Origin of the sequence: Caulobacter sp. BE254, from assembly GCF_031457295.1 — a bacterium.
In the GTDB taxonomy this organism is placed as follows: Bacteria; Pseudomonadota; Alphaproteobacteria; order Caulobacterales; family Caulobacteraceae; genus Caulobacter.
On sequence record NZ_JAVDWJ010000002.1, the window covers coordinates 56,648 to 76,267 of the forward strand.

Consider the following 19,620-nt stretch of genomic DNA (forward strand, 5'->3'; position numbering starts at 1 on the left):
ACAGGATCTAGATAGGAAGGTCATTTGGGATTTGAAGTCCCCCGGGTCGACTTCTGTCGCGAAGCCGACGCGGAACCTGCCTTTTTGTCGAGCGGGGCTTTCTCCGGCGCGCCTGGCGTCTTGCGATCCAGGCCCGCGCCGCTGGGGTCGCCATCCTCCGACAGCAGGATGGCGATCCAGCGCGTCCCGTCGAACTGGGCCATGATCAGCATCAGGGCCACGGTCAGCGGGGTGGACAGGAACATGCCCGTCACGCCCCACAGCGCGCCCCACACCGCCAGCGACAGCAGAACGACCGTCGGGTCGATGTTCAGGCTGTCGCCCTGCATGCGCGGATAGATGACGTTGCCGACCACGAAGAAGATCAGCTCCAGGGCGCCGAACAGGATCAGGGCCGGCCAGAAGCTGTCGGGGAACTGCACCAGGGCGAACAGCGGCGGCAGGATGCAGCCGACCGCCCCGCCGATGATCGGGATGTAGGCGGCCACGAAGATCAGGAAGGCCCAGAACAGGGCGTTGTCCAGCCGCAGCAACATCATCACCACCCAGGCGGCGGCGGCGATCATCAGGCCGGTGACCGTCTGGATCCATAGGTACTGCTCGACGCCGTTACGGATGCGTTGGAACAGCTGGACCGCCCCGTCGCGCTCGGCATGATGCGGATAGAGCGCGACGATCTTGCGACTGAACCCCCGCCGCGAGGCGATGATGAAGCCCAGATAGATCAGCACCAGAATGGCGTTGGAGGCGAAGTTCTGCAGGCTCTGGGCGGCCGCCCCGGCGTACTTGCTGGGATTGAGCTGGTTGATCAGGTCGCCGATCGTCGGCGCCACCTTGATCCCGACCAGCGAGGCGACCTTGGCGATCACCTCGTTGAGGCGTGGCGCGTAGTCGCGAATCTGGCCGACGAAGCTGGCGCCGTTGGCGGTCACCACCCAGACCGCGGCCGCGAACATGGCGATCGACAGGAAGATGGCGGCCGGCAGGGCCAGGTTCCTGGGGAACCTCGGCAACCGCTCGACCAGCACGCGGGCGAAGCTGTCGATCATCACCGCCAGGAACGCGGCCATGGCCAGGGGCGTGAGGATGCCGCGCATCCAGTACAACGCGGCGGCTCCGGCGATGACCGCCAGGAACACCAGGGCGTTGCGGCCGGTGATCGACGGGGAGATGGACATCGGCGGGGTCTCTTTCCTGGAAGGTCTGTAAAAGACTGTCGCCACATTGCGCGAGGCGATTGGCGCGGCGCAAGGCCGGGTCTAGGCTTAAGCTCTCAAGGCAAAGGACGTTGCGTATGACCCTGACGATCGGCGAAGGCGAAATCCTCATCGGGCTGGCCCAAGGGAGCGTGGAGAGCGGACCGGTGACCCAGCGTCTCGATCGATCCAACCGTCACGGCGTGGTGGCGGGCGCGACGGGAACGGGCAAGACCGTCACCCTGCAGGTCATGGCCCAGGCCTTCTCAGACGCCGGCGTGCCGGTGTTCGCCGCCGACGTGAAGGGCGACCTCTCGGGCGTCGGCGCGATCGGGGTCCCCAATGACAAGATGCTGGCCCGCGCCGCGTCCATGGACCTGACCCTGACGCCGGCCGCCCCGCCGGTGGTGTTCTGGGACCTGTTCGGCAAGAAGGGCCATCCGATCCGCACCACCATCTCCGAGATGGGCCCGCTGCTGCTGTCGCGGCTGCTGGAACTGAACGACGTGCAGGAAGGCGTGCTGACCGTGGTCTTCCACGTCGCCGACCAGGACGGCCTCCTGCTGCTGGACCTGAAGGACCTGCAGGCGGCGCTGAAATATGTCGCCGACCACGCCGCCGAGATCGGCACCCAGTACGGCAACGTCGCCCCGGCCACGATCGGTTCGATCCAGCGCAAGCTGCTGACCCTGCAGAGCCAGGGGGCCGAGAACTTCTTCGGCGAACCGGCCCTGAAACTGGCCGACCTGATGCGCACCGACGCCGCCGGCCGCGGCTACGTCAACCTGCTGGCGGCCGACCAGCTGATCCAGTCGCCCAAGCTCTATTCGACCTTCCTGCTGTGGCTGCTGTCGGAGCTGTTCGAGGAACTGCCCGAGGTCGGCGATCCCGAAAAGCCCAAGCTGGTGTTCTTCTTCGACGAGGCCCACCTGCTGTTCAACGACGCCGAAAAGCCGCTGCTGGAGAAGATCGAGCAGGTCGTACGGCTGATCCGATCCAAGGGCGTGGGCATCTATTTCGTCACCCAGAACCCGGCCGACATCCCCGATGCCGTCCTGGGCCAGTTGGGCGCGCGGGTGCAGCACGCCCTGCGGGCCTACACGCCGGCCGACCAGAAGGGCCTGAAGGCCGCCGCCCAGTCGTTCCGGGTCAATCCGGCCTTCGACACCGCCGAGACCATCCAGGCCCTTGGGGTCGGCGAGGCCCTGGTCTCGACCCTGGACGCCAAGGGCGCGCCCTGCGTCGTCCAGAAGACCTTGGTCCGACCGCCCGCCTCGCGCCTGGGCCCTCTGACCCCCGAAGAGCGCGCGGCCCTGATCGCCAAGAGCCCTGTCGCCGGTCTCTACGACACCGCGCTGGATCGCGCCTCGGCCTACGAGACCCTGCAAGGACGCGCCGCCCAGGCCCAGCAGCAGGCCGACACGGCCGCCGCCCAGGCCGAGGCCGAGCGCCAGCGCGTCGCCGCCGAGAAGGTGCGCGAACGGGAGGAGGCGCGGGAGACGCGCGCCGCGCCGCGTCCACGCGCGTCCAGCCGCCAGTCGATGGGCGAGGCCTTCGCCACCTCGCTGCTGCGGACGATCGCCAACCAGGCTGGCCGCGAGATCATGCGCGGCCTGATGGGCGGCATGAGTCGGAGACGCTAAATCAAAGGCAAAGCTTGCGGCGAACCGGGCCGACGCTTCGGATTCGCCCGAGAAAATCGAAGCCTGTCCGCGGGAAAGGGCGACATTCAGCCAGGATTGCGCGAATTTGACGCATTTTTCCACGCCCTATGCGTGTGTATGCCTTGCGCTAGAGCTAATCTGGGCCTCTTATCTATGAGCGTACACGGCGGGCGGGGCAGAGACCCTGGATCAAGCTGGGCGCCGGAGGAAACGCAAATGAAGTTCGGTCCCTCGAACGTTCAAACGCACACTCCTTTTCTGCGCGCGACCCGGCGTACGCCGCCGCGGTACAAGATCCGATGGCCGCTGATCCTCTGCGCCGGCTTCAGCCTGGCGGTTTGGGTGGCGGTGATCTTCGGCTTCATCGTCATGGGCCGCTGAACCGACACGGATCTGTGGTCTCGAATTAGGCTCGCCCGCGCACGAGGTGCGTGAGACGGTCTTCCACGATCAGGCGCGTTTGCGCTTCACAGTCTTCCTGTCCGCCCCGGCCAGGGATGGCTTCGTCGCGGCCTCGCTCGCCAGCGTCCAGGCGGAAAGCGTGTCGACCGGGGCGGGACGACCGATCGCATAGCCCTGCAGCTCCGCGCAGTCCTCGCCGCGCAGGAAGTCGATCTGCTCCTGGGTCTCCACCCCCTCGGCGACGCAGGGGATATCCAGGCTCCGACCAAGGCCCAGCACGGCGCGGACGATCACCGTCGCGCGATCGTGACGGTGGATGTTCTCGACGAAGCTCTTGTCGATCTTGATCTTGTCGAACGGGAACGACTGCAGGGTCGAGAGCGACGAGAAGCCGGTGCCGAAATCGTCCATGGCGATCCGCACGCCCAGGGCCTTCAGCCGGCGCAGGTTGTCGAGCGCCCGCTGGTAGTCCTTGAACAGGGCGCTCTCGGTGACTTCGAGCTCCAGCCGCCGGGGCGACAGGCCGGTCTGGACCAGCACCTCGTGCACCAGGGCCGGCAGGTTCGGCTGGTTCAATTGCAGCGGAGACAGGTTCACCGCGATACGCAGCGGCCGTTCCCAGCTGACCGCGTCGGCGCAGGCCCGGCGCAGGACCCACTCGCCCAGCTGGGCGATCAGGCCGTTCTCCTCGGCGACCGGGATGAATTCCAGCGGCGGAACCATGCCGCGCACCGGATGGTTCCAGCGCACCAGGGCCTCGAAGCCGCAGATCTCGCCGTCGGACGCCCTGGCCAGCGGCTGGTAGTGGACGGTCAGCTCCTCGTCGGTGATCGCCTGGCGCAGCTCCCGCGCCATGGTCCGGCGCTCGCGGATCGACTCGTCCATCTCGCGCTTGAAGAAGCGATAGGCGCCGCGGCCGCCTTCCTTGGCGCGGTACAGCGCCATGTCGGCGTTGGCCAGCAGCGCCTCGGCCGTGCGGCCGTCGTCGGGGAACAGCGAAACGCCCAGGCTGGCGCCCATGGCCAGCTCCTGGCCCTCGTACGTCGCCGGCGTCGACAAGGTCTCCAGCAGTCGGCCCGCCAGTTCGGCGGCGGCGGCGGGCTGGTCGCCGGCCGCCACCTGAACGACGATGAACTCATCGCCGCCGAGACGCGCGGCGAAGGACGAACCGGTCAGGCTATCCTGGAGCCGGCGGGCGGTCTCGACCAGCAGGGCGTCGCCGGCCAGGTGGCCGTGCAGATCGTTGGCTTCCTTGAAGTGGTCCAGGTCGATGCAGATCAGCGACAAGCTCTCGCCTGAAGCCTCGACGCGATCCAGGGCCGCGGCCAGGCGCGCCTGCAGCGAATTGCGGTTGGGCAGGCCGGTCAGGCCATCGTGTTCGGCCAGATAGCGGATCTTCTCTTCGGCCGAGCGACGCTCGCGCAGGTCGCGGACGGCCAGCACCGTCAGGCCCGAGGTTTCGGACCGGGCGCCGTCGTCCATCAGGCGCGAAAACACCTCGACCGGGATCGCGCGGTCACCGTCGGCGGGCTGCAACACGCCTTCGCGTCGCACGCCCTCGCGGGTCGGGGCGTCGCTGTCGAGGGTCAGCAGGTCGGACAGCGGCGTGCGCAGCAGGGCGTCCAGCTCGGCGCCGGCCAGGTCGCAGAAGGCGGCGTTGGCGTCGTTGATACGGCCGTCCTGGACCACCACGATGCCCTCATAGGCAGCGTTGGCCAAGCGGCGGATGCGGTCCAGGGCCGAGCGGCTGGTCGAGGACTCGATGGCCACCGCGCCCAGTCCGCCCAGGATGATCATGCCGGTGATCGAGGTCACGGCCAGGGTCAGGACGCCGCCCGACAGCATCTGGTCGGGCACGTTGATCGACGGGTCGGGCACGATGGTGATCGCGCCCATGCCGATGAAGTGCAGGGCGCAGATCCCGAGGGTGAGGACCAGCCCGCCGCCCAGTTGCTTGGACAGGCTGCGCGCGCGTCCGGCCAGCTGCAGCGCCCCCGCCGCGCCGACGACGCCGGCCAGCACGGAGAGCGCGATCGTCGCCTGCTCCCATTGCACGAAGCCCTGGGTCACGAAGGCGGACATGCCCGTATAGTGCATGGCGGCCACGCCCATGCCCAGGATCAGGCCGCCGGCGAAGTCGTTGGTGCGCGTGCGCTGGGCCGAGGCGACGGCGAAGCCGCCGGCCATGAACAGCACCGAGATCATCAGCGACAACAAGGTGCCCGACGGGCTGTAGCCGGTCTTCAGGCCGGGATTGTAGGCGACCATGGCGATGAAGTGGGTGGCCCACACGCCCGAGCCGGACACTAGCCCGGTCAACAGCAGCCACGCGGCCCGCACCACGCCCTTGGCCCCGCGCATGCGGGAATAGAGGCGGAACGCCGTGAAGCAAGCGGCGAAGCAGATCAGGCCGGCGACCACCACCAGCCGCAGATCATGCTCCGTCGTCAGGCAGGTCAAAACCTTGAGCAAGCGCAGGTCCCCCAGGGCGTCACCTGCAACCTGTAGCGGCCAAGATGCAAAAAAAGGGTTTCGCTCCGGACGTACGAAGAAGAGCGCGCGGCTATCTCGCCGAGCGTTTCGCGCCCTTGCTGGTCTCGACCTCGCTGCGCCAGAGCTCCACGCCCGAACCCGTCATGGCGGTCTGCAGCGCGGCGCGTTCGGCGCCTTCCAGGCGCACGGCGGTCAGCACGCCCGTGGCGTAGGCACCTGTATCCAGGCCGATCCGACGATGATCGGACTGGATGTCGTCGGTCGGCGTGTGGCCGTGAACGACGATCTTCTCAAAGGCCCGGCCGTCGTCCAGGAAGGTCTGCCGGATCCACATCATGTCGTGCCGGGACTGCTGGTCCAGCGGTACGCCGGGTCGCGCGCCGGCGTGCACGAAGAAGTAGTCGCCGACGCTGACGCTGAACCGCAGGTCCCGAAGGAAGGCTCGGTGGCGATCACTGACGGCGGCGTTGAGTTCGGCCGACGCCGCGGCCCAGGCGTCCTTGTCGGCGCGATCGGTCGGCGCCGTCACGCCGTATGACCGGAGCGCCTCGCGCCCGCCGTAGTCGCACCAGGTTGGGCCGATGCTGGGATCCTCAAGGAAGGCCGCCATGCGGTCTTCATGGTTGCCGCGCAGGAAGATGGTCTCGACCGGTCCGTCGTCGGCCAGGCGGCACAGAAGATCGATCACGCCCTTGGACTCCGGGCCCCGGTCGACGTAGTCGCCAAGAAAGATCAGCACCTTTCGGGTCTCGGCGCTGCGGTCGAAATCTTCAAGGATGGCGCTGAGCAGGGGGCGCAGAAGATCCAGCCGTCCATGCACGTCGCCGACCGTCCACACCAGCGTGCCGAGCGGCACGCTGGCGGTTGGGCCGGCGTTCGACGTTTTCCGACGCCCTAACCAGTTACCGATCATCCCCCATCCAATCCGTCATGACCCCATCGAGACGCGCTCGCCCCGACAGGCGACCAGGCGCGTGGCGGGGCGAGACGTTGGTGCGGAGCAAGGGTAACGATCCAAAGTTAAAATGCTGAAGCCTAGAAATAACGCTCGCCGATCCGGATGGTGTCGCCGGGCGCGACCTTCGTCAGCGGCGTCAGCGGATAGGACTGCTCGGCCTGATCCTCGGCGCGCTTGATGAAGACCACGCGCTTGTTGGCGCGATAGGTAAAGCCCTCGGCCGTGGCCACCGCGTTCAAAACGGTGAGATTGTTGGTGTAGGGATACTCGCCGGGCTTGTTCACCTCGCCCAGGATGTAGAACGGGCGATAGGTCAGGACCTCGGCGCTGACGCGCGGCTCCTTGATATAGCCTTTGCGCAGCTCGTTGCTGATCTCTTGCTGGAATTGCGAGATCGTCAGGCCGGCCGCCTGCACCTCGCCGATCAACGGCAGCGAGACCTTGCCGCCGCCGCCGACCAGGAACTCGCCGGTGAGGGCTTCCTCGCCGAAGACATTGACCCGCACCTTGTCCGCCACGCCCAGCCGATATTCCGGCACCACCCGGATGACGGCGTCGGGGCTGGCCGCGGCCGAGGCGGTCGTGGCCGGGGCGGCGGGTGTCTGGGCGCAGGCGACGCCTCCGAAGGCCAGAACAAGGCTCATGGCGAAGAGACGCAAGAAGTGCCGCATTATCGAAATCCTCTTTCCGACCGTCGAAACCATAGCGGTGTGGCGATAGCTTGTTCAAAAGCAGACAGGCCCGACTTTAGCAAGGGGCTGGGCTGCACGGCCACGCCCGCGATATGAATTGCTCGCCGCCGCGAGCCCGCGATCATAATAGAGTAGCAATATTGCGCGACGCAGATGCCGGCGCATCGACCGATGAAGAGGCCAGGAATGGCGTGGATGACGCCCAGGACATTGAAAACGACCGCCATCGCAATCCTGGCGATTGCGACCGCAGGCGGCGCGGCGCTCACCACCGCGGGATTGGCGTGGCCGAACGCGATCAGCCCCGACCTTGCGCCCGTCCACGAGATGCGCGCGGATCAGGCGCTCCTGGCGCAGTATCCCCAGACCATCAAGGCCGACCGGGAAAGCCAGGCGGCGCTGGCGCAGGCGCCGACCGCGGCGAACGCCTGGCTGCGGCGGGCCTATGTGCGGCAGCTCGGGACCCGGACGCTGGACGCCCAGGCCCTCGACTATCTCGACAAATCCTACCAGGCCGCGCCGCTCGGTCCCGACGTTACGCGCTGGCGCCTGCGTTTCATTTTCGAACACTGGACCGAAATGACCCCCGCCTTGAGGATCCGCGCGGTGGGTGAAATGAGGAATTTCGCCCGCTACCATAGTGGCGGCCCCGACATTGTTCGCGCCATCCACAATCCAGCCGGGCGCTGGGCGGCCGCTTTGGTCGAGCGTTCAGGTCACAACGATGCGCTGAGAGATCACGGCCTGCTCGCAAAAGCGGCAGAATAGTCGATTATTCTTCGTGTTCTCTGCTTACTCGTGGATGTTGCGTTGGTTTTGAAGTTATAGTAAACGCCCAAGTCGTAGATTTACACGTTTTGCGGCAGTCGGGCTTACCACTATCGAGAGGGGATTGGCGCCGCCTTTGCTGGTGGGCCGATGAGCCGCGAACTGAGCTTCGCGGTGAGGGGGATTTGGAATGAACAGAAACACATTCGTGGCCATCGCGATGCGTGCGATGGCGGCCACCGCGGCGATGGGCTTCGCAGTCTCGCCGCTTATCGCTGTCGCCCAGGCGCCGGCGCCGGATCCCGGCCCTCTGGCGTCGGCCCTGGCGATCGCGGCGCAGGCCGCGGAAGCCAGCGCCAAGTCGAAGTCGCTGCCGGCCGACGCCACTCAGGCCGTCATCGTGACGGCCCTGGAGCAGACCATCGCCACCAGCGGCGTCGAGCCGCTCACGGCCGTGGCCGCGCTGCAGCTTACCCAGACCAACATGCAGGCCGCGGGAACCCTGACCCCCGCGATCGCCGCCGCCATCGCCGAGGTTCTGGCCAAGGTTCAGGCGGCCATCAAGGTGCAGGAAGGTCCCGGCGCGATCGGCCCCACCGGCGGTCCGCCGATCTCGGCTCCGGGCGCCACGGGTGGCGGCGGCGGTTCGGACTACCGTGCGGCCTAACGGCCGACAAAAAGCTGATCGAGGGTGCAAAGTGACTGAACGGAACGAGGGACTTGGCCACATGCGGGCGACCGACATCAAGACGAACGCCGCCAAGGCCTGCTTCATTCTCGCCGTTGCGGCGAGCGCCTGCCCGACGATCTCGTTCGGCCAGGCGCTCGATTCGGCCCAGGCGCGCACGAGCGACCTGTTCGCCCGGGATCGCAGCGTCGCGGTCCTGGACCGTCCGCACCCCGAATATGAAGCGCTCGGCACGTCGATCGGCACGTTCTCGCTGTTTCCCCGCCTTCAGCTCGACAACGAAAACAGCGACAACGTCTTCGCCGTCGAGACGGGGCCGGTCAGCGACTGGGCCTTTCATGCTCGCCCCTCGGCCACGCTCAATTCGAACTGGTCGCGGCATCAGCTGAACGCCTACGTCCGCGGCGACTTCATTCGCAATGAGAAGTACCACACCGAAAACGCCAACAACTGGAGCATCGGCGGCACTGGTCGCGTCGATGTCCTGCGCGAGTTCAACATCGCGGCGGGCGCGGACTACATCAAGGCGATCGAGCCGCGCACCTCGTCGAACACGGCGGTCTCGGCCCGCGACCCGATCAAGTACGACCAGGCCCAGGCCTACGCGTCGGCCACCCGGATCGTGGGTCGCACCAAGCTGACGACCCGCGCCGACATCCAGTCCTATAATTACAAGGACGGCTTTGACCTTAACGGCGCCGTCATCGATCAGGACGCCCGCGACCGCGTCAACAGCAGCCTGCAGGGCCGCGTGGACTATGCCGTCAGCCCGGCGACGGCGATCTTCGTCGCGGCGACAGGCAACAAGCGCAACTACGATACCAGCACTGCCGCCACGCCATCACGGGACTCGAAGGGCTATGAGCTGCTCTCCGGCGTCAACTTCGAACTGGGCGCCGTCGTCCGCGGTGAAGTGGCGGTCGGTTACATCAGCCAGTCGTTCGACAACGCCGCCTACGGCGACATCCACGGCTTCGGCTCGCGCACCCAGGTGGAATGGTTCCCGACCGAACTCACCACCGTCACGGCCACGGCGGCGCGGGGCATTGAAGACGCCGGCGTCGTCGGCGCGGGCGGCTATCTGTCCACCGACTTCGGCCTGAGCGTCGACCACGAACTGCTGCGCAACGTGATCCTGAGCGCCAGCGTGAAGCACGCCAACGACGATTACAACGGCATCGACCGCAAAGACAACCGGACCGAGTTCGCGCTCGGCGGCAACTATCTGGTCAATCGCAATCTGGGCCTCACCGTCCGCTATTATCGCACCAAGCAATCGTCCGACGGAACCAGCAGCGGCCCCAACTATACGGTCGATCGGGTCGCCCTTTCGCTGACGACCCAATTCTAGCCGATTCGCCATGGCCTCCTGGCAAGCGCGGCGTCGCCATCGGCGCCTCCTGGCTCCGCGCGCGCCCGCCTCGGCGGGGACACGGTGGCGGAGGCTGGCCCTGGCCGCGGCGCCCGCCGGGCTCTACCTGACCCATCTGGCGGCCGGAGCGAACCAGACCGCCATGGCTCAGGGGTTCTCCCTGATGCTGGCCTTGGCCCTATGCGCCGTTCTGACCCGGCCGCGCGTCCGGAACGAACTGGTCGAGTTGGGCTTCGTCTGGCCTCTGCTGGGGCTGTTTGCGACCGTCCTGGCCGTCGCTCTCTTGACGCTCTATCTCCCGGCCTCGCCGGCCTCCGCCCCCGTGTGGGCGCTGGCGGGCGCCCCCGGGGTCCTGACGATCAACCGATCGGCGACCTGGCTTGAAATCGTCAAGCTCTGCGGCCTGGCCTGTGTCTTCGCCGTGGGCTGCGTTCACGGCGCGCGTGGCGAACGGGCTCGTACGAGCATCGATTGGATCGTCCTGCTCGGCGGCGTCTACGCCGCCTTGTCGATCGCCTTCTTCCTGGCCGGTCTCCAGGTCAGGGGTCGGCTATCCGGCGGCTTCCTGAGCGCCAACAGCGGAGCGACCGTCTTCGGCATAATGGCGGTGATCACCACCGCTTTCCTCCTTCGGCAGCTGCGGCGAACGGCGCGGCTGGACCAAGGGGACCGGCTGCGCAAGCTGGCGACGCCGGCCGGAAGCCTCCTATTCATCGCCACCTGCCTGGTGCTGACCGCCTCCCGCATGGGCCTGGCCGCGACGGGCGTGTCGATCCTTGTCCTGCTGGCGTGGGATCTCGCCTCGCAGCGCAAGATCCGCATCACGATTCGTCCGCGCGACCTCGCTCTGGCCGCGGCGGCGTTGGCGGTCGTCGGCGTCGCTTCGATTCCCATGTGGACCCGCGTGGACGAACTGGATTCCGACGCCACGATTCGCGGCCTGATCTTCTCCACCCACTGGAACGCCTTCCTGGCCTCGCCCGTGTTCGGACATGGGCTTGGATCGTTCAACGACGTCAACGGCCGGGCCCTGACGACGGAGAACTATTCGGTCCTGTGGTCGATCCGCGCCGCTCACAACGTCTACATCCAGTGGCTGGAGGAAGCGGGCGTCGCCGGAGCCTTGCCGATGTTCGCCCTGGTGGCCGCGATCACGCTGATCTCCGCCCTCCATGTCTCGAAGATGCGCTCCGGCAAGACGCTGGCGCGGGGACTGGTGGCCTCCAGCGCAGTCGTGCTGCTTCATGGAACCACCGACTACGCGCTGCAGGTGCCCTCCATCGCCGCGTTCTGGGCCTTTCTGCTCGGCCTGCAGTTCGCGTTCACGCAATGGCGAAGCGAGCCTCGGCGTTGATAAGGCTTAACCATTGCCTGATAGGTTTGGTTTAATCTGACCTCTTGAGCGGCGCCTGCAAATCTCCGACAAGGTCTTGGATTTGGGAACGCGGCCAAGGCCCGCCCGAGTGCGCTCCGAACGCGTCGGGCGTTATGAGGTGGCAAAAAATTGATCGAGACCACAAGGACATATCAAAAACGACACGATACGCTTGTGTATGGGGCGGCCTTTCGGACATGTAGATCCGGCGACGTCGTCTCGGAAGTGTTGGTCTCGAAAGCCTTTTGATTTCACTCGCTCTGTCTTCGCGATTGCGCGTCAGAGTCGTGATCCGGACAGAAAATGCGACCTCCGAGCGGACGCAAAGGATATCGACCGAAGTCATGGCGTTGAGTCTGTTCAGGATTGGCGAACTGCATGCCAGATAGGTCGGGGGCGTTGCGCACTCTCCTGGTGGGCGGAGTGCCCACCACGCGCCTGACCCGCGCGGAACTCGCGGCCGTGATGCTGGAAGACAGCCGGGCGGCGCGGGCGGGCAGGAAGGGCTATCCACGCATAGTGGTCTCTTCGAACGGCGCGGTCATTGCGGACTTCCATCGTAGCCCCGCGTTTCGCGACCTGATCCTCGAGGCCGACATTGTCGACGCCGACGGCATGCCGCTGGTCATGGCCACGCAGTTGCTCTGCGCCGAACCGTTGAGGGAACGCGTGGCCACCACCGATTTCATCAACGACGCCGCGGATGTCGCCGCACGCGAAGGCCTGAAGTTCTATTTTCTCGGGGCCAAGCCCGGCGTCGCCGAAAAGGCCGCCGAACACTTTCGCGCGCTTTATCCGGAGCTGGAGATCGTCGGCGTCCGCAACGGCTACTTCACCCAGGAAGACGAGGCTGAGATTTGCGCGGAGGCCGTGGCCCTGAAGACCGACGTGATGTGGGTCGGGCTCGGCAGCCCGCTGCAGGAAGCCTTCGCCCACAGGAATCGCGAGCGCCTTTCGGGCATCGGCTGGATCCGGACTTGCGGCGGAATGTTCGACCACTATTCCGGCAAGTTCAAACGCGCGCCGCGTTGGATGCAGATCATCGGCCTGGAGTGGCTGCACCGGACGATCAACGAGCCCCTGCGTCTGGGCGGGCGGTATTTCAGAACCAACTTGCCGGCGCTCTTCTATCTGGCGACCCAGACCACCGATAGCGCGCCAGCCTTGACGGACGCCAAGACGCCGTGACCGCGAGGCCGATCGAAAACGTTTCTTCCGGGGCCCGCCGGATCGTGCTCCTGGTCTCGCATTCGACCTCCGGCGGCGCCCAGGAGATCTGGGCCAATCTGGCGGAGGGCCTGCGCGCGCGCGGCCATCAGGTCATGCTCGCGGCGCTCTATCCCGGCGACTCTCCCGCCCAGGAGCTCGCGCCTACGGCCGCCTGGACCTACGCCGTGCCCGAAAGGCCGGCGTCGCTCGGCGCCAAGCTGGCCATGGTCCGCGACCTGGCGCGCCTGTTCGACGGGTTCGAGGCCGACATCGTGTTCACGGCCCTGCCGGCCGCCAATGTCCTGGCGCCGGTCGCAGCCACCCTGGCCCGCCGCCGGGTTCGCGTGGTCACCTCCCACCATTCGCCGTCCGAGACCTACAATCGCGTCCTCAACCTCGTCGACGGCCTGACCGGCTCCCTTTCCAGCGTCGCTCACATCGTCGGGGTGTCCGAAGCGGTGCGGCGCACGCACCAGGGCAAGCCGGCTGCCTATCGCGGCAAGTTGACGACGATCAAGAACGCCCTGCCGCCCGATGTCGAGGCGCGGATCGCCCGCCTGGCCAAGGCGCGCCTGGGTCGGCGGACCGGGCGCCAGGTCGTCGCCATCGGCCGCCTGGCCGAGCAGAAGAACTATCCGGTCCTGATCCGCGCCGCCGTTCACATGCCGGACGTGGTCGTGCGCATCGTGGGCGACGGATCCGAAGGGCCCGCCCTCAAGGCGCTGGCGGCCGAACTCGGCGTGACCGACCGCGTGCAGTTCCTCGGCTTCCATCCCCGCACCGAGACGCTGGAGATCCTGGCCGGCGGCGACGTCTTCGTTCAGCCCAGCCTGTTCGAAGGCCATAGCCTGGCCCTGATCGAAGCCGCCAAGCTGGGCATGCCGTTGGTGGTCTCGGACGCACAGGTCCAGATCGAGGGCGTCACCGCGCCCGACGGCGCGCTTTGCGGCGTGGTCGTGGGCTTGCACGATGATCGTTCGCTGGCGCGCGAAATCCTGCGGCTGCTGGACAACCCCGTCCACTACGCCGCCGCCGTCTCGCAAGCGACCGCCCTGGGCGCCGCGGCGACCTACGACGCCATGATTACGTCTTACGAACAGCTCATGGGCTGAGCATGGCCTGCATTCATCGAAACCCCAGCCGCAACAGGAGGGCGTGACATGACAGAAACCGGCGAGCGTCGACGCAGGACGGGCCCCCGGCCGTTCCTGACCCCGGCGGCCTATATCCTGTTCGTGCTGCTGACCCTGATGGTCGTCGCCCCGATCATCACCAGCGGCGGCCCGATGACCGGCAACGGGAACGCCTTCCGGCAGGTCACCTACGCCATTCTCTTCGCCGCTACCCTTTGGGCGGTAGGCGTTCTCCAGCAGTGGCGAAAACTGCTGATCGTGCCGATGACGCTGATGGTGGCGATCGGCTGGTGCTGGCTGAGCCTGACCTGGGCGATCGACCCGATGATCAGCTTTCGCCGCCTGCTGCTGACCACGATGATCATCTGGACGATCTTCCTGGTGATCGACGATTGCGGCTACGACCGGACGATCAAGGTCCTGATGATCTTCCTGACCGCGCTTCTGGCCGCCAACTACGTCGCGATCGCGGTTTCACCGTCGGCCGTGCACAGTCTCGCGGATTCGATGGATACGGGTCTGATCGGCGATTGGCGCGGCCTGCTCCCGCAGAAGAACTTCACCGGCGCCATCTGCGCCATGACCATCCTGATCTTCACCTTCGGCGGCCAGCGCATGTGGCTGGCGCTGCGGCTGGCCATCATCGTGGCCACGGCCTACTACCTGTTCCGCACCCAGTCGAAGACGTCGATGGGCATGCTGATCACCGCCCTGGTCTCAGGCGCGATCGCCCTGCGGTTCAAGCCGAAATATCGGATCGCCCTGATCCCGATCCTGCTCATCGGCAGCATTTTGGCGATGTTGAGCTCGCTTAAATGGTGGGACGAAATGCTCGGCCCGTTCCAGCGCAAGGACGCCCTGACCGGCCGGGGGGAGATCTGGCCGTACCTGTTCAACTACGCCAAGGACCATCCGTTCACCGGCTCGGGCTACGGTTCGTTCTGGAACATCGGCGAAAACAGCCCCGTCTACCAATACACCAAGAACTGGGTCAGCGAGCTGGGCAACGGGCACAACGGCTATATCGACCTGTTGGTCCAGATCGGCGTGCCGGGCCTGGTCCTGGCGGTGGTCGCCGCGATCATCGCGCCGGCCGCAAGACTGCTGAGCACCAGCGTCGCCGGGCGGTCCCAGTTGGCGCTGCTGATCGCCATGCTGGTGTTCTGCGCGGGCCACAACATGACCGAATCCAGCTTGCTGGAGCGCGACACGATCATCGAGGTCTTCCTGATGTTCACCATCGCCCTGACCGGCGTGATCACGCGCCGGTCGTCCAAGCCGGCGCGGGCGCCGTCGCCGGAACGGCGCGAAGGATCGTCTTCGCGCCGCAGGTCGACGGCCCGCGCCTGATCCAGCCCGACGCCATGCCTGCCCCTGATTCCGCATCGCCGCGACCGGAGCGGCCGCCGCTGGCGCGCCTGGTCGGCAAGACCCTGCGCTACGGACTGGCGTCCATCGGACCGGTGGGCAGCGCCGGCGCTCAGTTCGTCGTCTCCGTGCAACTGCTGCACATGCTGGATCCCGGCGCCTTCGGAGCCTTCTCGTTCCTGTTGGTGGCCTCCCAGTTCAGCCTGGGACTATGGAGCGCGCTGTTCTGCGCGCCCATGCCGATCCTGCTGTCGGGCGAGGAAGTCCGTGACGGTCCGATGCGCCGCTGCCTGATGTCGACGAACCTGGCGCTGGCGTTCGTCGCCCTCGCGGTCTTCGCCGGGCTGGGCGCGATCCTGCACGCCGATCTCGCGGCCAGCCTGCTGTTCGCCGCCTACGCGATGGCGATGCTGCTGCGCTGGTTCGCCCGGGCCTACGCCTACGCCACGGGCCGGCCGTGGCGGACCATGACGTCCGACATCATCTACACCGTCGTGCTGCTGACCGGCGTCGGCCTGGTGGCCGTCACCCACGCCGCCTCCGCCGCGCCGGCTTACGCCAGCCTGGTCGCCGGGGCGGCGCTGAGCCTGGCGCCGTTCGGCCTCGGTTACCTCAAGCAGCAGTTCGGTGAATTCTCGCTCAAGGCCGTCGCCGACTACACGCGGGTGTGGCGCGAGCATTCCGGCTGGTCCTTGACCGGGGTGCTGACGACAGAGGCCACCGCCAACGCCCACGCCTACATCGTCACCCTGATCAGCGGCGCCACGGCGTTCGCGCCGTTGGCCGCCAGCGCCCTGCTGATGCGGCCGATCAGCGTGGTCACCAACGCCCTGACCGAATTCGAGCGTCCACAGATGGCCCGCCAGCTGGCGCGGGACGACGGACGCGAGGCGCTGGCCACCATGCGCTTCTTTCGGATCATGCTGATCGCGGCCTGGGCGGCGACCGTGCTCGCGGCGCTGGCCCTGATGCATTATGGACCGACCCTGCTGTTCCCCAAGCACTACGACAGAAACTATCTGATGATCGGAACCCTGCTGTGGCTGGCCATCGCCGGCGTGCGCACGGCCCGGACGGCTGAAAGCGTCCTGCTGCAGGCCGCCGGCCAGTTCAAGCCGCTGGCCCACGCCAGCATGATCTCGTGCGGCGTTTCCCTGGTCGGGGTCCTGGCGCTGCTGATCCTGGGCGGCCCGCTCTATTCCTTGGGGGGCGTGCTGCTGGGCGAGGCGGTCTTCGCATTGTGGATCTGGCGCGAGACAGCGCGCTGGCGAAACGGAGCCGGACGGGCGGTCGCCCTGGCGGAGCTCCAGCCATGAAGCTGACCATCGGCGTCAAGGCTCTGAACGAGGAACAGCGCATCGCCGAGGCGCTGACCAGCGCCCTGCGCGCGGCCGAGCCGTTCGGCGGCGAGGTGGTCCTGGCCGATTCCGGCTCCACCGACCGGACCCTGGAGATCGCCTCGACCCTGCCCGTCCGCATCGTCCAACTGGCTGACCCGTCCGAACGCTCGTGCGGGGCCGGCGCGCAACTGGCCTTCCAGCAGGCGGATGGCGACTATTTCTATCTGCTGGACGGCGACATGGTGCTGGACCCCGGCTTCCTGCCCGCCGCGATCGCGCATCTGGAGGCCAATCCGGACCTGGCGGCGGTCGGCGGCCTGGTCCGCGAGATGAACGTCGAAGGCCACGAGTTCCAGATCCGGGCGAGCGCCGTGAACAACGATCGCAACTGGCGACCGGGCCCGGTCGATCGGCTCGACTGCGGCGGCCTCTACCGCGTGGCGGCCGTGCGCCAGGTCGGCCATTTCGCCGATCGCAACCTGCACGCCTTCGAGGAGTTCGAGTTGGCCGCCCGCCTGAGCGCCCAGGGCTGGAAGCTGGCGCGGATCGACCATCCCGCCGTCGACCACTACGGCCACCAGACCGAGGGCTATCGCCTGCTCTGGCGGCGGTTGAAGTCGGGCTATGCGGGCGCGGCCGGCGAGGTGCTGCGCGGCGCGCTGGGCCGACCGCACCTGCCGCTGGTGCTCCGCCGCCTGGGGCACATCCGCAACAGCCTGGCGGTGATGGCCTGGTGGGCGCTGCTGATCGCTTGCCTGGTCGCGCCCTTCCCACTGGCCACCCGCGCCGCGGCCTTCGCCCTGCTGCTGCTGGGGCCCTTGGCGCTGCTGAGCTGGCGACGCGGATCGCCCAGCCTGGGACTCTATTCGCTGGTCGCCTGGAACGTCGGCGCCTGGAGCCTGATCACCGGCTTCTTCCGGCGACGGGTCGCGCCGGCCCAGGCGCTCGAGGCCGTCACCCTGGCCCAGCCCGCCAGCCGGCATGACTAGTCAGGCCGCGGCGTCTCCGCCTTCGATCATCCGCCCCGACATCCAGGCGTTGCGCGCCCTGGCGATCCTGCTCGTCGTGGTGGACCACGCCCACCTGATCTATCTGCCGGGCGGCTTCCTGGGCGTCGACATCTTCTTCGTCATTTCCGGCTACCTGATGATGCGCATCATCGAGGGAGAGGCCGAGGCTGAACGGTTCAGCTTCCGAGACTTCTACGCGCGGCGGATCCGCCGCCTGATGCCTGCCAGCTATGCCACCCTGGTTGTCACTGCCGCGGTCGCCCCTCTCCTGCTGGATTCGTTCGAATACGCGAAGTTCGTCCAGCAACTGGCTGGATCCTTCACCTTCACCACCAACTTCATCCTCTGGCGGCAGATCGACTATTTCGATAGCGGCGCGGCCCTCAAATCCCTGCTCCACATGTGGTCCCTGGCCATCGAGGAGCAGTATTACCTCATCCTGCCGCTGCTGACGGTGATCTGCCCGCGCCGGCTGCGCCCCATAGCCGGCGTCCTGTTGACGGCCGCCAGCGCCGCGCTCTGCCTCTACGCCGTCCAACGCAGCCCGTCGGCGGCGTTCTATTTCATGCCGACCCGCGCCTGGGAGCTGGGCCTGGGGTCGGTGGCCGCGATGATCGTCCGGCGCGGCGTCACGCTGGACAAGGCCGGTTTCTGGCTTCGCCCGCTGTGCGCCCTGACCTTGCTGGTCATCCCCTTCGTCTTCGACCAGCGCGGACATCCTGGTCTCGCCGCCAGCGTCGCCTGCCTGGCGACCGCCAACCTGCTGATCAGCGGCCAGATCGTCCGACCGGCGCGCGCCCTTGCCCCCTTGATCCCGATCGGCGACCGTTCGTACTCGCTCTATCTGGTGCACTGGCCGCTGTTCGCCTTCGCCAACAACGTCTTCGTCGGTCCCGTACCCTGGGTCGTCAACGCCCTGCTGGTGGTCCTCGCCCTGGTGCTGACCGAGATCCAGTACCGCCTGGTCGAGCAGCCGCTGCGACGGTTCAAGGTCGACGGACGCGCCATCGCCATCCTGATCGCCATCCCCGTCGTGGTCGTCGGCGCCTCGGTGCTGTGGGCCCGCCACGCGCCGCACCCGAACCTGCCGGACCGGGACTGGAATGTCGGCCTGAACGAACGCTGCGTGTTCAAGGACGATTTCCAACGCGAATCCGCCTGCCAGACCGCGCCTGGCTCCAAGACCCTGGTGTGGGGCGACTCGTTCGGCATGCACCTGGCCGGCGGCCTGGCCGAGACCGCGCCGGGCGGCGTGGCCCAGGCGACCCGCACCGTCTGCGGACCGTTCCTCGACATGGCTCCGGTCAACGGCGCGCTCTACCACCGCCCCTGGGCGGAAAGCTGCATGCGCTTCAATCGCCAGGTGCTGAACGATCTGGGCCGACGTCCCGAGATCGACACCGTGGTCCTCTCCAGCGCCCTGACCCAGTACGTGGCCGGCGCCGAAGACGGAGACTGGCGCGTGCTGGCCCAAACGCCAGGCGGGCTGGAAGAGTTCGCCCAAGACGACACGCGGCTGCTGGCCGGCCTCGCCCGCACTGTCGAGGCGCTGCGTCGGCAGGGCAAGCGCGTGGTGCTGGTCGCCCCGCCGCCCTCGGCGCCGTATAATATCGGGCGTTGCGTCGACCGGCTGCACGCCGGGCTGTGGTCGGTCTTTCCGACCGCCAACTGCGCCATCGACCGCGACGAGTACGCCCGGCGCCGCGCGCCCGTGCTGAAGTTCCTGGCGGAGGTGGAAAGGCGGGGAATCGTCCCGGTCATCGGCTTCGACGAGGTTCTCTGCGACGCCCGGCGCTGCCAGGTCGTGAGCGCCGGTCGCTCGCTCTATCTCGACAACGATCACTTCAGCCAGTCGGGGTCGCGGGTCGTGGCGCGGCGGATGAATCTGGGCGTCGAAGTCCGGAGCCAGGCCCGATGACCTCGACGGCGCATCGCGGCCGTCCTATGCCCGG

At 67.2% G+C, this 19,620-nt stretch carries 16 protein-coding genes; 12 read left to right on the plus strand and 4 right to left on the minus strand.

What is annotated here, in order from left to right:
* Nucleotides 1-20: 20 nt before the first annotated feature.
* A complete protein-coding gene (locus tag J2X41_RS04405; RefSeq protein WP_310079924.1) occupies nt 21-1,178 on the minus strand; it encodes an AI-2E family transporter in 1,158 nt (385 codons plus the stop codon).
* Nucleotides 1,179-1,294: 116 nt separating this feature from the next.
* Here J2X41_RS04405 and J2X41_RS04410 point away from each other — a divergent pair, with 116 nt between their 5' ends.
* The gene (locus J2X41_RS04410; RefSeq protein ID WP_310079925.1) at nt 1,295-2,839 is read left to right on the plus strand and encodes a helicase HerA-like domain-containing protein; all 1,545 of its coding nucleotides are present in this window, start codon (nt 1,295-1,297) and stop codon (nt 2,837-2,839) included.
* A 237-nt stretch (nt 2,840-3,076) separates the two neighbouring features.
* Nucleotides 3,077-3,241 (plus strand): hypothetical protein, encoded by a 165-nt coding sequence (locus J2X41_RS04415; protein WP_310079926.1) that lies wholly within the window; start codon nt 3,077-3,079, stop codon nt 3,239-3,241.
* A gap of 69 nt (nt 3,242-3,310) precedes the next feature.
* On the opposite strand, the gene J2X41_RS04420 is transcribed toward J2X41_RS04415, so the two are convergent.
* The 3 genes from J2X41_RS04420 to J2X41_RS04430 form a co-directional block, all read right to left on the minus strand.
* Nucleotides 3,311-5,734: an EAL domain-containing protein gene (locus J2X41_RS04420; protein ID WP_310079927.1), complete on the minus strand. Its 2,424-nt coding sequence runs from the start codon at nt 5,732-5,734 to the stop codon at nt 3,311-3,313.
* Between the two features lie 91 nt (nt 5,735-5,825).
* Nucleotides 5,826-6,611: a metallophosphoesterase family protein gene (locus J2X41_RS04425; RefSeq protein ID WP_310079928.1), complete on the minus strand. Its 786-nt coding sequence runs from the start codon at nt 6,609-6,611 to the stop codon at nt 5,826-5,828.
* Between the two features lie 179 nt (nt 6,612-6,790).
* Nucleotides 6,791-7,384: a polysaccharide biosynthesis/export family protein gene (locus tag J2X41_RS04430; protein WP_310079929.1), complete on the minus strand. Its 594-nt coding sequence runs from the start codon at nt 7,382-7,384 to the stop codon at nt 6,791-6,793.
* 207 nt (nt 7,385-7,591) lie between these two features.
* Between J2X41_RS04430 and J2X41_RS04435 the strand changes: the two genes are divergently transcribed.
* The 10 genes from J2X41_RS04435 (at nt 7,592) to J2X41_RS04480 (ending at nt 19,586) form a co-directional block, all read left to right on the plus strand.
* Nucleotides 7,592-8,173 (plus strand): hypothetical protein, encoded by a 582-nt coding sequence (locus J2X41_RS04435; protein WP_310079930.1) that lies wholly within the window; start codon nt 7,592-7,594, stop codon nt 8,171-8,173.
* A gap of 190 nt (nt 8,174-8,363) precedes the next feature.
* Nucleotides 8,364-8,840 (plus strand): hypothetical protein, encoded by a 477-nt coding sequence (locus J2X41_RS04440; protein WP_310079931.1) that lies wholly within the window; start codon nt 8,364-8,366, stop codon nt 8,838-8,840.
* The gene (locus J2X41_RS04445; RefSeq protein ID WP_310079932.1) at nt 8,806-10,212 is read left to right on the plus strand and encodes an outer membrane beta-barrel protein; all 1,407 of its coding nucleotides are present in this window, start codon (nt 8,806-8,808) and stop codon (nt 10,210-10,212) included. The genes J2X41_RS04440 and J2X41_RS04445 overlap by 35 nt, the downstream gene beginning before the upstream one ends.
* A 10-nt stretch (nt 10,213-10,222) precedes the next feature.
* Nucleotides 10,223-11,587: an O-antigen ligase family protein gene (locus tag J2X41_RS04450; RefSeq protein WP_310079933.1), complete on the plus strand. Its 1,365-nt coding sequence runs from the start codon at nt 10,223-10,225 to the stop codon at nt 11,585-11,587.
* A gap of 444 nt (nt 11,588-12,031) precedes the next feature.
* Nucleotides 12,032-12,796, plus strand: a complete 765-nt coding sequence (locus J2X41_RS04455) for a WecB/TagA/CpsF family glycosyltransferase (protein ID WP_310079935.1) — start codon at nt 12,032-12,034, stop codon at nt 12,794-12,796.
* 44 nt (nt 12,797-12,840) lie between these two features.
* The gene (locus J2X41_RS04460) at nt 12,841-13,929 is read left to right on the plus strand and encodes a glycosyltransferase family 4 protein (protein ID WP_310079936.1); all 1,089 of its coding nucleotides are present in this window, start codon (nt 12,841-12,843) and stop codon (nt 13,927-13,929) included.
* 48 nt (nt 13,930-13,977) lie between these two features.
* Complete coding sequence (locus J2X41_RS04465) at nt 13,978-15,300, plus strand: O-antigen ligase family protein (RefSeq protein WP_310079938.1); 1,323 nt, start codon at nt 13,978-13,980, stop codon at nt 15,298-15,300.
* A 14-nt stretch (nt 15,301-15,314) separates the two neighbouring features.
* Entirely contained in the window at nt 15,315-16,634 is a 1,320-nt protein-coding gene (locus J2X41_RS04470; protein ID WP_310079939.1) for a hypothetical protein, read from the plus strand.
* Nucleotides 16,631-17,647, plus strand: coding sequence for a glycosyltransferase (locus tag J2X41_RS04475; protein ID WP_310079940.1), 1,017 nt, complete (start codon nt 16,631-16,633; stop codon nt 17,645-17,647). The genes J2X41_RS04470 and J2X41_RS04475 overlap by 4 nt, the downstream gene beginning before the upstream one ends.
* Complete coding sequence (locus J2X41_RS04480; protein ID WP_310079941.1) at nt 17,640-19,586, plus strand: acyltransferase family protein; 1,947 nt, start codon at nt 17,640-17,642, stop codon at nt 19,584-19,586. The genes J2X41_RS04475 and J2X41_RS04480 overlap by 8 nt, the downstream gene beginning before the upstream one ends.
* The last annotated feature ends 34 nt before the right edge of the window (nt 19,587-19,620 follow it).